At 46.0% G+C, this 14172-nt stretch carries 12 protein-coding genes; all 12 read left to right on the forward strand.

Translation table 11 applies throughout. The annotated features are described in order from the left end of the window. Positions 1–122 precede the first annotated feature (122 nt). Positions 123–932 carry a T9SS type A sorting domain-containing protein gene (locus FXO21_RS09305; RefSeq protein ID WP_149639826.1) on the forward strand — a complete coding sequence of 270 codons (810 nt, stop codon included), beginning with the start codon at positions 123–125 and terminating at the stop codon, positions 930–932. A 150-nt stretch (positions 933–1082) separates the two neighbouring features. Continuing rightward, positions 1083–1655: an adenylate kinase gene (locus FXO21_RS09310; RefSeq protein WP_149639827.1), complete on the forward strand. Its 573-nt coding sequence runs from the start codon at positions 1083–1085 to the stop codon at positions 1653–1655. A 23-nt stretch (positions 1656–1678) separates the two neighbouring features. Next, entirely contained in the window at positions 1679–2686 is a 1008-nt protein-coding gene (gene obgE / locus FXO21_RS09315) for a GTPase ObgE (protein ID WP_149639828.1), read from the forward strand. A gap of 75 nt (positions 2687–2761) precedes the next feature. Then, positions 2762–5938 carry a sialate O-acetylesterase gene (locus FXO21_RS09320; RefSeq protein WP_149639829.1) on the forward strand — a complete coding sequence of 1059 codons (3177 nt, stop codon included), beginning with the start codon at positions 2762–2764 and terminating at the stop codon, positions 5936–5938. Positions 5939–6097: 159 nt separating this feature from the next. Continuing rightward, positions 6098–8233 (forward strand): T9SS type A sorting domain-containing protein, encoded by a 2136-nt coding sequence (locus FXO21_RS09325; RefSeq protein WP_149639830.1) that lies wholly within the window; start codon positions 6098–6100, stop codon positions 8231–8233. Positions 8234–8429: 196 nt separating this feature from the next. After that, entirely contained in the window at positions 8430–8804 is a 375-nt protein-coding gene (locus tag FXO21_RS09330; RefSeq protein ID WP_149639831.1) for an NADH-quinone oxidoreductase subunit A, read from the forward strand. A 27-nt stretch (positions 8805–8831) separates the two neighbouring features. Beyond that, on the forward strand, positions 8832–9374 hold the full coding sequence (locus FXO21_RS09335) for an NADH-quinone oxidoreductase subunit B (RefSeq protein WP_149639832.1): 543 nt from the start codon (positions 8832–8834) through the stop codon (positions 9372–9374). 5 nt (positions 9375–9379) lie between these two features. Further along, a complete protein-coding gene (locus FXO21_RS09340) occupies positions 9380–9880 on the forward strand; it encodes an NADH-quinone oxidoreductase subunit C (protein ID WP_149639833.1) in 501 nt (166 codons plus the stop codon). 18 nt (positions 9881–9898) lie between these two features. Beyond that, positions 9899–11125 (forward strand): NADH dehydrogenase (quinone) subunit D, encoded by a 1227-nt coding sequence (gene nuoD / locus FXO21_RS09345; protein WP_149639834.1) that lies wholly within the window; start codon positions 9899–9901, stop codon positions 11123–11125. 29 nt (positions 11126–11154) lie between these two features. Then, positions 11155–11652 (forward strand): NADH-quinone oxidoreductase subunit NuoE family protein, encoded by a 498-nt coding sequence (locus tag FXO21_RS09350; protein ID WP_149639835.1) that lies wholly within the window; start codon positions 11155–11157, stop codon positions 11650–11652. Between the two features lie 27 nt (positions 11653–11679). Further along, complete coding sequence (gene nuoF / locus FXO21_RS09355) at positions 11680–13020, forward strand: NADH-quinone oxidoreductase subunit NuoF (protein ID WP_149639836.1); 1341 nt, start codon at positions 11680–11682, stop codon at positions 13018–13020. Positions 13021–13054: 34 nt separating this feature from the next. Then, entirely contained in the window at positions 13055–14170 is a 1116-nt protein-coding gene (locus tag FXO21_RS09360; RefSeq protein ID WP_149639837.1) for a 2Fe-2S iron-sulfur cluster-binding protein, read from the forward strand. The last annotated feature ends 2 nt before the right edge of the window (positions 14171–14172 follow it).

A 14172-nucleotide genomic window follows, 5' to 3' on the forward strand; every position in this document is an offset into this window, starting at 1 on the left:
ATACCGATAACAAAAATAAGATATCCCATTGTGCCAGGAAGGCATTTAACATTATTTAACAACGATAAAAAAGGGTATACTATATTTTTGTAAACCATTCATACACAAAAAGAAATACACTTATGAAAGCTATCTTCCTGTCAAAACTTACCTTATCGCTGGCGCTGATTTTAGCGGTTACCGGCAGCACTGCCATTGCACAAACCGACAAATCGCCGAAATCTGAAAAAAAGGAGAAGAGGTCACAAATTCATATCCGTGTGACGGAAGATGAAGACGGAAAGGTCAGGGATATTGAAAAGCGTTACGAAGCCGGCGCGATGACCAGCGAAGAGCGCGACAGGTTTGTTGAAAAGGTACTGGATTCGCTTGGGGTCGATAAAAAGAAAAAACATACGATTTCGATTACGGTAGATGACGGAGATAACGATGTGATGTTGTCCCAGAAACGCAAAAAGGTGATCATTGACCACCGCGACGACCGTGAACCGCTCGCATTTCACTGGGACAAGGATTTTTCGTATGATTTTGACATCAATACAGAAAAATTCAAAAATCACTTGAGGACGTTTGAGAGGGAAATGAGGCCGAAAGCAAAAATGTTCATGCGTGATATGGAAGACTTTGGGAAAAACTTTGGAGAGGTTTGGGATAAAGAAGCTATGAAGCCTTCAAGTGTCAGGTCCTTGAATGTTTATGCCAATAATCCCGACAACGGAATGTTGAACCTGCGATTCAGCGTGCCGGAAAAAGGAAACGTAACCATCTCTGTAACAGACACAAAAGGCAAGGAGGTTGGATTAAAAGAGATCAAGGATTTTGAGGGCGAATTTGTAGGGCAGATCGAATTGAAGAAGAATACAAAAGGGACTCTTTTCGTGAAAGTAGTACAAAATGAAGATGGCGCAGTCAAGAGGGTTGTAGTTCCCTGACACTACCGCAACAGGTATTAATCCCCTTAATTAGAAATAATAAGGGGATTTTTTATTTATAAAAATTACGGAACAATTAGGCTGACATTTAGTAAGAATTGTAAATTTGCCGAAATCACCATAGACTGCGACATCAATTTCCAGAGCAACATGCTGAATCTTATACTGTTTGGCCCTCCGGGTGCGGGTAAAGGTACCCAAAGTGAAAAAATCATCGCTAAGTACAATCTGATCCATCTTTCTACCGGAGATCTGCTTCGTTCAGAAATTCAGGCAGGATCTGAATTGGGCCTGAAAGCCAAAACGTTAATGGATCAGGGCATTCTTGTTCCAGATGAAGTAGTGATCGGGATGATTGATAATAAATTGAAAGAGCACAAAGATGCCGCAGGGTTTATTTTTGATGGTTTCCCCAGAACAGTGAAGCAGTCCGAAGCGCTGGATAACCTGCTTGCAAGCTATAATGAAAGCATTTCTGTGATGGTCGCATTGGTTGTGGACGACAACGAACTGCTTGCACGATTGCTGAACAGAGGCAAAACCTCAGGCCGCCCGGACGATCAGAATGAAGAGCTGATCACCAAGCGTATCCAGGAATATAATAATAAAACACGGCCGGTGGCAGATTACTACCAGGAACAAGGTAAGTTTGTTGCCGTTAACGGAATCGGAGATATCGAATTTATATTCGGTGAAATTACAAAAGCCATTTCGGCGGCGTAATCTGAATTGGCACTATACAACACATGGCTTCATCAAACTTCATTGACTACGTAAAAATAAATGCCCGTTCAGGGGCTGGCGGTGCTGGTGCATTACATTTTAGACGTGAAAAGCACGTTGAAAAAGGCGGACCTGATGGTGGCGACGGCGGCCGCGGCGGCCATGTGATCCTGAAAGGCAATGCCCAGCTCTGGACTTTACTTCACCTGAAATATACGAAGCACGTCAAGGCTTTTGACGGGAAAGCCGGTGAAGGGGGAAGAAGGACCGGGGCAATCGGTAAAGACATTATTCTCGAAGTACCGCTCGGTACTATTGCCCGAAATTCCGAAACAGGCGATCAGCTATTTGAAATCACCGAGGATGGCCAGGAAGTAATTCTGCTCAAAGGCGGCCGCGGCGGGATGGGCAATGACCATTTCAAATCAGCTACAAATCAGACTCCTCAGCACGCTCAGCCAGGCGAACCCGGATTGGAAGAATGGATTATTCTGGAATTGAAGGTACTGGCGGACGTTGGGCTGGTGGGTTTCCCGAATGCAGGAAAATCTACCCTACTGTCGGTAGTATCTGCCGCAAAACCTGAGATCGCCGATTATCCGTTCACTACACTGGTGCCGAATCTGGGTGTTGTGTCCTACCGGGACTACAAATCTTTTGTAATGGCCGACATCCCTGGGATTATTGAAGGTGCATCCCAGGGCAAAGGCCTGGGACTTCGCTTTCTCCGGCATATTGAAAGAAATTCTATCTTACTTTTTATGGTTCCTGCTGATAGTGAAGATATTACGGCAGAATATGAAACTCTTATACAGGAACTGAGAATTTATAATCCCTCTCTATTAGACAAAAATCGAATCCTTGCCGTTTCTAAAACTGACATTCTAACTGATCAAGAAAAAGTTAGTTTACGAGAAAAGCTTCCAAATAACATTACGACACTTTTAATTTCTGCAGTAACTCAAGAAGGAGTTGAACAATTAAAAGACAAGGTATGGGAGCTCATTAATTCGCCGTTTCCCGTAAAATAATAATTTCTTGAAACAAGCAACCAAGTGATGCATATTGTGTGTCCGAGAAGTTACGTTACAGAATCTTCAGTTAATATGAAACACTATCTACCTCGTTTTTTGCTGGTAGTATCAAGCTTTTTATCATTCAGTAGCTTCGGGCAGATCAGTATTGAGTACCCCACTGACCGGTCCATCTTTCAACGCGATAAAAACAACTCAGCGACTATTTATATTTCGGGAACCTACACCAAGGTTGTTGATAAAATTGAGGCTAAACTGCACCCAATAAATGGCCAGGGCAGTGAAAAAGACTGGTATACAATTGCTACTAACCCCGGAGGCGGCTTTTTCTCAGGTCCTCTACCAGACGCCAAAGGCGGATGGTATCGCATGGAAGTGCGTGCCTGGAAGGGTGACCAGGTGGTGGGTACATACGACGTGCAGCACGTCGGGGTCGGTGAAGTATTTATGATTGCCGGGCAATCCAACTCACAGGGGTACAGCAATATGGGTGCCCAGGGATCTCAGGACGACAGGGTTAATTGTATCCGGTACAACAACACCGATGCGCCGCGGCTTTACGAAGATCTCCCTTATCCGCATTTTGAGCACTTAGACGCCGAATCAGAAATCGCTCCCCGCGGATATTCTTCCTGGGCCTGGGGTAAATTGGGCGACCATCTCGCTGCCAAACTTAATGTCCCCATTCTTTTTTATAATGTCGGCTGGTACGGAACTGCGGTCAGAGCGTGGCGGGAAAGTATCAATGGAACCGGTTATTCGGTTTATACAGGAGTCCCGATTGAACCTAGCGGAATGCCTTACCGAAACATGCGCGCGGTTATTCAACGCTACACGCCGATTACCGGCCTGCGAGGAATTCTCTGGCTACAGGGAGAGGCGGATAATGATGTCAATACTTCCACGGACAGCTATGCGCAGGACCTTAAAACAGTTATTGAAGCCACCAGGAATGAATCCGGAAAGAATATCTCCTGGGTAGTATCGCTTACTTCCTACAATAACCGGAATGGCAGCGATCAGCAGGTCATTGAAGGACAAAGAAAAGTAATAAATACCGTCGGAAACGTCTTCGAAGGGCCTTCTACGGATAACATCCAGATTCCTAGGATCGACGGAGAAGGCGTGCATTTCCGGGATGAGGGCCTGTCGCAGCTAGGCGATGCCTGGGCGCAACGGTTAAACGACGATTTCTTTTCAAGATCAGAACCTTATCAGGGTAAGAGCCCGTTGAGAGTCCTGGCATCCTGCGCCGGCGACGGCCAGCTCAATTTAAATGCGGAGGGCGACGATGGGGTTCATTCCTTTAGTTGGAATAACGGACAGAATTCCAACAGTATCCGTGTTGGAAACGGCAGCTACCGCGTCTATGCCAGGGACGATAGAGGAAACTTTATATTTTCACCCGAAATAAAAGTATATGAAAGCATCCAACCGAACCAACCGACAATTTCCCTCGAAGGAAGTAATCCGGTTTGTCTCGGAAACACTGCTACCTTGATTGCGAGCACTTCTGAAAATATCAAATGGAATAGCGGTGCCACAAGCGACAGACTGCCTGTTACGGCGGGAGGAGAATATTTTGTAACCACTCAGAATGTTTACGGCTGTCAGGCGACTTCTGACAAAGTTACGATGAAGGTGGTGACTTCACCTCTGCCTGACAAGCCAAAGGTTACGGCATCCGGCGCTCTCACATTTTGTGACGGAGGGGAAGTGAAACTTACTTCCGATTCCAAAGTGAAAAACGTTTGGTCAAACGGTGAAGGGAATGCAAGTATCAGTGTAAAAACCTCCGGCGACTATTCAGTTAGGGCGTTAGACGATGCGGGCTGTTACTCGCCAGCGTCGGATGTGGTAGCGGTAAAGGTAAATCCATTGCCTGCCAAGCCGCAGATATCCATAGAAGGGGCCACCACCTTCTGCGCAGGCGAGAACGTTACGCTGACATCCAATTACGACACAGGCAATATCTGGAGTAATCAGGCTACCACCAAAGCAATATCTGTCACAACAAGCGGCAGTTTCTCATTAAAGCAGCGTGACACTAACGGCTGTGAAGCCACTTCTGATGAGGTGGCCGTCAAGGTAAACCCATTACCTGCTACACCTGCCATTACAGCACTGAAACCTACTACATTTTGCGACAGGGACTTTACAACTTTACGCAGCAGTGAGGCTTTTTCCTACGTCTGGAGCAATGGTAGCAATAACCGCGAAATTGAAATACGGGAGTCAGGTGATTTTACAATCGCGGCAAAAGACGAAAACGGGTGTGTATCTCCCTTGTCGCCGGTCACCAAGGTGGTTAAGAATCCACTACCGGCAACTCCGGTGATTACCGCCGACGGACCAACCACTTTCTGCGCCGACCTAAGTGTCAACCTTCAGTCGACTGCCGCAGCAGGATTTTTGTGGAGTAACGGAGCTGCCACTCAGACATTGAAAGTGACCACTGCAGGCATCTATTCTGTTCAGACCATCAACGAATTCAAGTGCTATTCAGATCCGAGCAACCAGATTGCGACACAAACGTTAGCCCTGCCGCCGTCGCCGATCGTTAAAGCACTCAGCGCAACTACTTTTTGTGACGGGGATACGATCGAGCTTCTGGCACAGAATGGGGATCTTTTTTACTGGAATAACGGAGAGGAGGGAAACAATATCTTTGTATCACAACCTGGTAGTTACTCTGCCCGAATTAAGGATGGTCAGGGATGTTATTCTCCTTATTCACCCGAAATTCCGGTAGACGTGAAACCTGCACCAAGCACTCCTGAGATTAGACAAGTCGGCCCTTTTACATTGCTGGCAGAGAATAACCTCAGTACAGGCGACCATGTTTGGAAACTAAATGAGAACGTGCTGACCGAGAACAGCGGTACTCTCAAAGCGATACGATCCGGCACGTATGTGGTGAACAATACGATCGTTTACAGCCCGACGCTTACCTGCTTTTCGGATTTTTCAAAACCATTCAACTTTTATCTTGACACAACCAACCCCGGCTTTGTAGCATTTCCCAATCCGAATTCAACCGGTAAACTCAAAGTCGAGACGCTTATGAACGTCAATAATGCTGTTGTTCAGATCATCGACAGCAGGGGCGTGATCCACAAAACTTTCCGGATTCCAAAGTTTGACCGCCAGCAGGTCTTCAATTTATCTGGACTCTCCAGCGGCATTTACATTGTGCGGATCGTGTCGACAACTTTCAACGCTTCTCAAAAACTTATTATAGTGCAGTAATCATGCACTGGCGAAGCCGACAAATCAAAAAAACCAACTGGTTATATTTTAGCCAAAATAATCATTTACATTTGTGACCGTTTTGCATTTGATTACGTTAGAAAAATCCAAAAACTCATATCGTCAGGATATAAAAATTTACCCGTATCAGAATTCACAATGCGTTATAGAATTATCCTTCAGGTAGTGGCAAAAGCACTGCTGTTGATTTGTATCGTTACATCAGCAGCATTTTCTCAGATTAAAATCACTTCTCCTTCTCTTCAGGCAGTTTATCAAAGAGATATTAGTGGCGAAAGGGAAATTACCGTAACAGGAACTTTCACGGTTCCGATGGAAAAGATAGAAGTTAGAGCTGTTCCGGTTGTTCAGGGACAGGGCGTTGATACTCCCTGGAAGGATTTGGATGAAACGCCTGAGGGAGGCGTTTTCTCGGGAAGTATTGAGCTATTCCAAGGTTGGTACACGCTGGAAGTCAGAGGTGTATCCGACGGCAAGATTGTAGGCCGAGACGTATTGTCCCGCGTTGGAGTTGGGGAGGTTTTCATTATTGCCGGACAATCCAATGCACAGGGTCTTAAGGAGTATCCGGGACCAGGCGCAACTGACGAACGGGTTGTATATGTGTCCAATTATGAGAACGATGAGTTGGGCAAGTATAAAGATCTGCTTACAGATCCGGTTCCACCGGAATTTTCAACCATTACTACCGGCCTTAAAACAATGTCCCCTCGCGGACAGACTCCCTGGTGCTGGGGTATTTTAGGAGATTTGCTTGTTTCGAAATTGAACATGCCCGTCATGTTCATTAACACTGCCTGGGAAGGAACGGCGGTCGAGAATTGGGCGCGCAGTGCCCAGGGGCTTTCGACAGAGAGCTACTACGGCTATAAATACGCTCCTGGCATGCCTTATGCCAACCTTCGCATTGCCGCCAGAAACTATGCAAATCAATATGGTGTAAGGGCTATACTTTGGATGCAGGGCGAAACTGACGGCGCATTTGGTACAACGGCTTCGTTCTATCAGGGAAATATGCAAACCATTATCAACAAGCTAAGCAGCGATACGAATAAGCGCATTACCTGGGTGATCGCAAGAACAAGCCGCGCTTCACTTGATAAAAACATTCCTTCGAAAGTTTATCCCGCAATCATCGCTGCCCAAAACGCTGTATTAGCAACAAATTTTAACCCTACCTATCCCGGTCCCGAGACTGACCCCCTTGTTCCAAACCGCCCCGACGGCATCCACTTTGTGGGCACCGAGGCTCTGACTATTCTCGCCAATGCCTGGAATGAGACTCTGGATGCAAACTTTTTCTCAACAGTAACTCCTTCAGCACCGGCCGAAATACCCGCTGTTACCGCTTCATGCGTTACTGAAAACAATGCCGTGCGCATCAGCCTTCCGACTGGGTATTCCTCTTACGAGTGGACATCGGGAGAAAAAAGCAGCGCGATTACTGTCTCAGCAGCTGGCACTTACCGCGCTACCGTGAAAGACAATTTTGGAAACTCAATACTTACATCGGTGGTGGTGCTTGAACGTGAGGCGAAACCATCCCGCCCCAGTATTTTGCAACAGGGAAATCAGCAAGCCTGTCCGGATTCATCCTTTCAGTTTGCAGTCTCCGAAGGATCTGACATTTACAGCTGGTACAAGCAAGGATCAAATACCCCACTTTCGGTTGGCCCTACTGCCGATATTGACGAAAGCGGTGAATATTATGTGAAAGGCGAAAATATATTTGGCTGTATTTCTGAAAATTCAACAAGCCGCTCCCTGATCATCAGACCGAAAATCTCCAAGCCTGTCATCGCAGCTTCCGGGCCTTTCAGTATTACAGCAAGCATTGAAGAAACAGGGCTGAATGAGGAGTTTTTGTGGAGAAGGCCCGGCGCAGAAACAGACACTACCGCAGAGATTGTCAAAATCCTGAAAACAGGTGTTTATTCTACCAAAGCAAAAGTAACTTATACCATTGGTGATAATAACCGTCTCGTTTGCTATTCCGATACTTCTTCACAGGAATTCAAAACGAATGAGCAAAATGACATCGTAATTTATCCAAATCCAAGTCAGGGAAACTTCGTTTACATTGAATCCCGCGATAATATCAGCGATGCGGTGGTTACTATTTTTGACATTTACGGCAGGGTAATCAAAACCACTACGCCACGTCTTTTAGATAGCCGCCTGCAAATCAATCTTGGCTATCTTTCTACCGGCAAATATATATTGCGTGTAACCGGCCAGGGGCAGAGCCTGACCAAGCAGATCGTGATCAGATAGAAATTCCGTCTGTGTAAATTTATAAATAAGCCCCGCTACAACGGGGCTTATTTAGTATGATCCTAATTAAACAAAAGAAAAACTCAAGAATTTGATTGATAAAGTTGCAAAGGCTAATTTTGAGATAATAGAAATATTGTAATTCAATCGTTCTGTTTGAACATGATTTTAGCAGCATCAGCGTAGCAATTTTGTAATGAAAAACACATATCTCCCATCTGACTACCTCCCTATTTTAGTTCAATTTTTTCTTGCAGCGGCATTCATTGGCGGCACGATGATCGTGACACACCTGATAGGCCCGAGCCGGAAAAGCAAGCTTAAGGATGATCCATTCGAATGCGGGATCGAGTCTGTCGGAGATGCGAGGACGCCAATTTCTGTAAAGTACTTTCTTGTCGCGATCTTATTCGTATTGTTCGATGTGGAAGTGATCTTTATGTACCCCTGGGCCGTTAACTTCAAAAGTCTTGGAATGTTTGGGTTCGTTGAAATGTTACTGTTTATGGCATTGCTTCTCTCCGGCTTCTATTATGTAATCCGCAAGGGTGTACTGAACTGGGAGGAATAGGCTTCGAACATTTGATATAGAGAAATTATGAAAGAAGTAACGATAGTGGAGGCTCCGAAAGGACATAGTGGTTCTGGTTTTTTTGCGACTTCATTTGATGAAGCTATTGGTCTGGCCCGCAGCTATTCGCTATGGCCTTTGCCGTTTGCGACTTCCTGCTGCGGAATCGAATTCATGGCGACTATGGGAGCACATTATGATATATCCCGCTTCGGTTCGGAAAGACCAAGCTTTTCGCCCCGTCAGGCCGATTTACTGATGGTGATGGGAACAATTGCTAAGAAAATGGCCCCGGTGGTAAAGCAGGTTTATTTACAAATGGCTGAGCCACGCTGGGTGATGGCAGTAGGTGCCTGCGCTTCAAGTGGCGGTATTTTTGATACTTACAGTGTATTGCAAGGCATTGACAGGATCATTCCGGTAGATGTTTATGTACCAGGTTGCCCGCCAAGACCAGAACAGATTATCGACGGTCTGATGCAAATCCAATATCTGGCCCAGAACGAAAAGCTCCGCCGCAGGAATACCGACGAATACCAGGAATTATTAGCTTCTTATAACATTCAATAACCCTTATGTTGACGAACCAGGAAGTCGCGGAGGCACTTTTGGAAAAATTTGGTGACCAGGTTTTTGATTTCGAAGAACCTTACGGGCTTCTCACTTTATCTACAACCCGCGAAGAAATCCTTTCAGTACTTGAATTTCTTCGGGACCATAAAACCTATCAGGTTATTTTCCTGACTGATCTGTGTGGCATACATTATCCTGACAGCAAAGGCAAAGAGTTTCAGGTAGTATATCACATGCACAGTTTCATTCATAATTTCCGTCTCAGGATCAAAGTTTCGCTTGCTGAGTCGGATATACATATTCCTACTGCAACAGGCTTGTTTGCCAGCGCGAACTGGATGGAGCGTGAAACTTACGATTTCTATGGTATCTTGTTTGACGGTCACCCTAATCTGATACGGATCCTGAACATAGAAGAAATGGACTATTTTCCGATGCGAAAAGAATATCCCATGGAAGATGCCACGCGTGAAGACAAAATTGATGCCCTTTTTGGCCGTTGACCTTATATTGAGTAAAGTATGGCAGATATTGAATTATTACCTCATAACGTCCCTTCTCAAACCGAGCTGCCTGAACTGGTTGAAGAATTAACAACCCTTAACCTCGGCCCTACTCACCCTGCAACTCATGGTATTTTCCAGAACATCCTGAAAATGGATGGGGAAAAGATTGTTTCTGGAGAGCAGACGATCGGATACATACACCGTGCATTTGAGAAAATAGCCGAAAGAAGGCCGTTTTACCAGATCACGACCCTTACTGACCGCATGAACTATTGCTCCTCCCCGATTAACAACCTGGGGTGGCACATGACAGTGGAAAAGTTGCTCGGCGTTGAAGTGCCTAAAAGGGCGCAATACATTCGGGTGATCATGATGGAGCTGGCCCGGATCACGGACCATATCATTTGCAATAGCATCCTTGGCGTGGACACCGGCGCTTTTACCGGTTTCTTGTACGTAATGCAAAAACGCGAGGAAGTTTATGAAATTTACGAAGAGGTGTGCGGTGCACGTCTTACTACCAATATGGGTCGGCTGGGTGGCATGGAAAGAGACCTTTCCAACACTGCAATCCGGAAAATCCATGAATTTATCAAATCATTTCCTCCTGTACTCCGCGAGCTTGAAAAGCTGCTGAACCGTAACAGGATCTTCATGGACCGTACCATCAACGTCGGCCCTATTTCCCTGGAAAGAGCATTGTCCTACGGATTTACTGGACCAAACCTCCGCGCAGCCGGACTTGACTACGATGTAAGGGTTATGAATCCGTATTCTTCCTATGAAGATTTTGATTTCACAATTCCTATCGGGCAGAATGGCGATACTTACGACCGTTACATGGTGCGGAATGAGGAAATGTGGCAGAGCTTAAAGATAGTAGAGCAAGCTATCAATAACTTACCGGAAGGCCCATATTACGCAGATGCACCAGAATATTACCTTCCTCCGAAAAACGAGGTTTACAGGAATATGGAAGCATTGATTTATCACTTCAAAATTGTGATGGGAGAAATCGATGCACCGGCCGGCGAAGTTTATCATGCGGTAGAAGGTGGAAATGGAGAGTTAGGTTTTTACCTGATCAGTGATGGCGGAAGAGCGCCATACCGTTTGCATTTCCGTAGACCAAGCTTCATTTATTACCAGGCTTATCCCGAAATGTGTAAGGGAAGTACGCTTTCCGATGCTATTTTGACAATGAGTAGCCTCAATGTGATAGCCGGAGAACTGGACGCCTGAGTTTTTCTAAAACAGATTACATTTAAGAAATGACCGAAACACCCAATCTCGTAGCCTTTACACCCGAGCGGCTTGAGAAAGTAAAAGAAATCATTGCACGTTACCCGGAAGGCCGCCAGAAATCGGCCCTTTTACCTGTTTTGCATGTAGCGCAGGAACAATGGGGCTGGTTGAGCAGCGAGGTAATGGATTATGTAGCCGGCATTTTGAGCATTGAGCCTGTTGAAGTATATGAAGTTGCTACATTCTATACCATGTACCACCTCGATCCGGTTGGCAAGCATGTGATCGAATATTGCAGGACAGGCCCTTGCTGTTTAATGGGCGGCGAGGATGTTTACGGATATTTGAAACAGAAACTGGGTGTGGAAGCAGGACAAACTACTGCTGACGGACTTTTTACATTAAAAGAAGTGGAATGTCTGGCAGCTTGTGGCTGGGGACCCGTTTTTCAGATCCGTGAGCAGTTTTATATGAACCTTACCAATGATAAGGTTGACCAAATAATTGAAGATCTAAGCAAATAGGCTTTCGGCTTAAAATAGTATCCTGAAATGGCTAAGAAAATATTAACGGAGCACATCAATGTACCTGGTATAGAAACCTTCGATGTTTATCGGAAGCAAGGTGGCTATACTGCCGTTGAAAAAGCTATTAAAACCATGACACCGGAAGAGGTGGTGGAAGAGGCGAAAAAATCGGGTGTGAGAGGAAGAGGCGGTGCGGGTTTTCCGATGGGTATGAAATGGGGCTTTCTGGCTAAACCGGAAGGTGTTCCCCGCTATCTGGTTTGCAATGCGGATGAATCGGAGCCGGGTACATTCAAAGATCACCATTTGATGAAATCGATCCCTCACCTGTTAATTGAGGGAATGATCATATCAAGCTATGCCCTGGGCGCGAACAAATCGTTTATCTACGTGCGTGGTGAGCTGATGTACGTGATCCGCATTCTGGAAAAGGCAATTGAAGAAGCAAAGGCACAGGGATTTCTTGGTAAAAACATTCTTGGTTCCGGTTATGATCTGGAACTGGTTGTACAGCCAGGTGGCGGTGCATATATATGCGGGGAAGAAACGGCATTGCTGGAATCTCTCGAAGGAAAACGTGGTAACCCACGTAACAAGCCTCCATTTCCCGCGGTGAAGGGTCTGTATCAAAGCCCTACTGTTGTGAACAATGTGGAGTCCATCGCCAATATGTCGTGGATTATCAATAACGGCGGAGATGCTTATGCGGCGATCGGTGTGGGCAGAAGTACAGGAACCAAGCTGATTTCCGCTTCCGGACACATTCAGAAACCGGGTGTTTACGAAATTGAGCTGGGTGTGAGCGTGGATGAATTTTTAAATTCCGACGAATACTGCGGCGGAATCAGAAAGGGGCATTACCTGAAAGCGCTGGTAGCGGGAGGTTCTTCGGTTCCTATTCTACCGGCTAACCTGATCACGAAAACTGCAAATGGCGAAGACAGGTTAATGACCTACGAATCACTTTCCGACGGCGGTTTTGCGACCGGTACCATGCTCGGGTCGGGTGGTTTTATTGTTTTTGATGAAACTGCTTGTATTGTCAGAAACACCTGGAATTTCTCCCGCTTTTATCACCACGAATCTTGTGGCCAATGCAGTCCCTGCCGTGAAGGTACCGGCTGGATGGAAAAGGTATTGCACCGCATTGAACACGGCCACGGCAGTATGCACGATGTGGATTTGCTGGTAGATATTTCAAAGAAAATTGAAGGAAACACAATTTGTCCGCTCGGGGACGCTGCTGCCTGGCCTGTTGCCAGTGCGATACGCCACTTCCGCGACGAATTTGTCTGGCATATAACAAACCCTCACGAAGCTACGCAACCAGGGGCCGTTTACCGAGGTGAAATGGAGCTGGCGTAACAGCTTTGATTGAGACTTTTGAACATTGTTTGGAATGGAAGATATAAAATCCCAATTGATAAAAATTACCTTCGACGGCATTGAGGTCGAGGTGGAACCTGGCACTACTATCATGCAGGCGGCGCGAAAAATTGCGGAAGCCGATGAAAGTCAGGCTGCGCTTGTTCCGCCGGCAATGTGCTACTATAAGCCCCTTAATTCTTCTGGTGGAAAATGCCGCGCTTGTCTGGTGAAGGTGGCGCAGGGATCTGCCAAAGATCCGCGGCCCATGCCGAAACTCGTTCCTTCGTGTATTACGCAGGTTCAGGAAGGAATGGTGGTGGAAAATACGATCAACCAGGGTGTACTGGATACCCGCAAAAGCATTGTTGAATTTTTGCTGATCAACCATCCGCTCGACTGTCCGATATGTGACCAGGCGGGAGAGTGCCATTTGCAGGATTTTGCATTTGAGCATGGTTCTGTGAAAACGAGGTATGAGGAAGAGAGAAGGACTTTTGATAAAATAGATATTGGCCCGCACGTGCAGCTGCACATGACGCGCTGCATTCTTTGCTACCGCTGCGTTTACACGGCTGACCAGATTACCAATAAACGTGTACACGGTGTAATGAACCGTGGAGATGCTTCTGAGATCAGTACTTACATTGAAAAAGCGATCGATAACGATTTTTCAGGTAATGTGATCGACGTTTGCCCGGTAGGTGCATTAACGGACAAAACCTTCCGTTTCAAGCAAAGGGTATGGTTTACCAAACCAGAGGATGCGCACCGGGATTGTGATAAGTGCTGTGGAAAAGTGACATTGTGGTACCGGGGCGATGAAGTGCTCCGTGTGACTGCCCGCAAGAATACCTGGGGGGAAGTCAATGATTTCATTTGCAATACATGCCGTTTCGAAAAGAAAAAAACCATCGATTGGGTACTGGAAGGTCCTACCAAAGTGAAACGCAGCTCAGTAATCTCAGCCAACAAATACCGCGCTGATCTTGTTAAAAAGCCTGATTTTGCATTGAAACTGGCGGCATCACAATTCAAGCCGATCGATGATTCCCGTGCTTATGAGACTGACGAAGAAACGATCCGTCAACAAAGCATTGAAAATAACGACAAAGCGAACCACCGTTCGTTATTGGCGAAAAACAACTAATA

The sequence above is a fragment of the Dyadobacter sp. UC 10 genome, assembly GCF_008369915.1.
Classification (GTDB): domain Bacteria; phylum Bacteroidota; class Bacteroidia; order Cytophagales; family Spirosomataceae; genus Dyadobacter.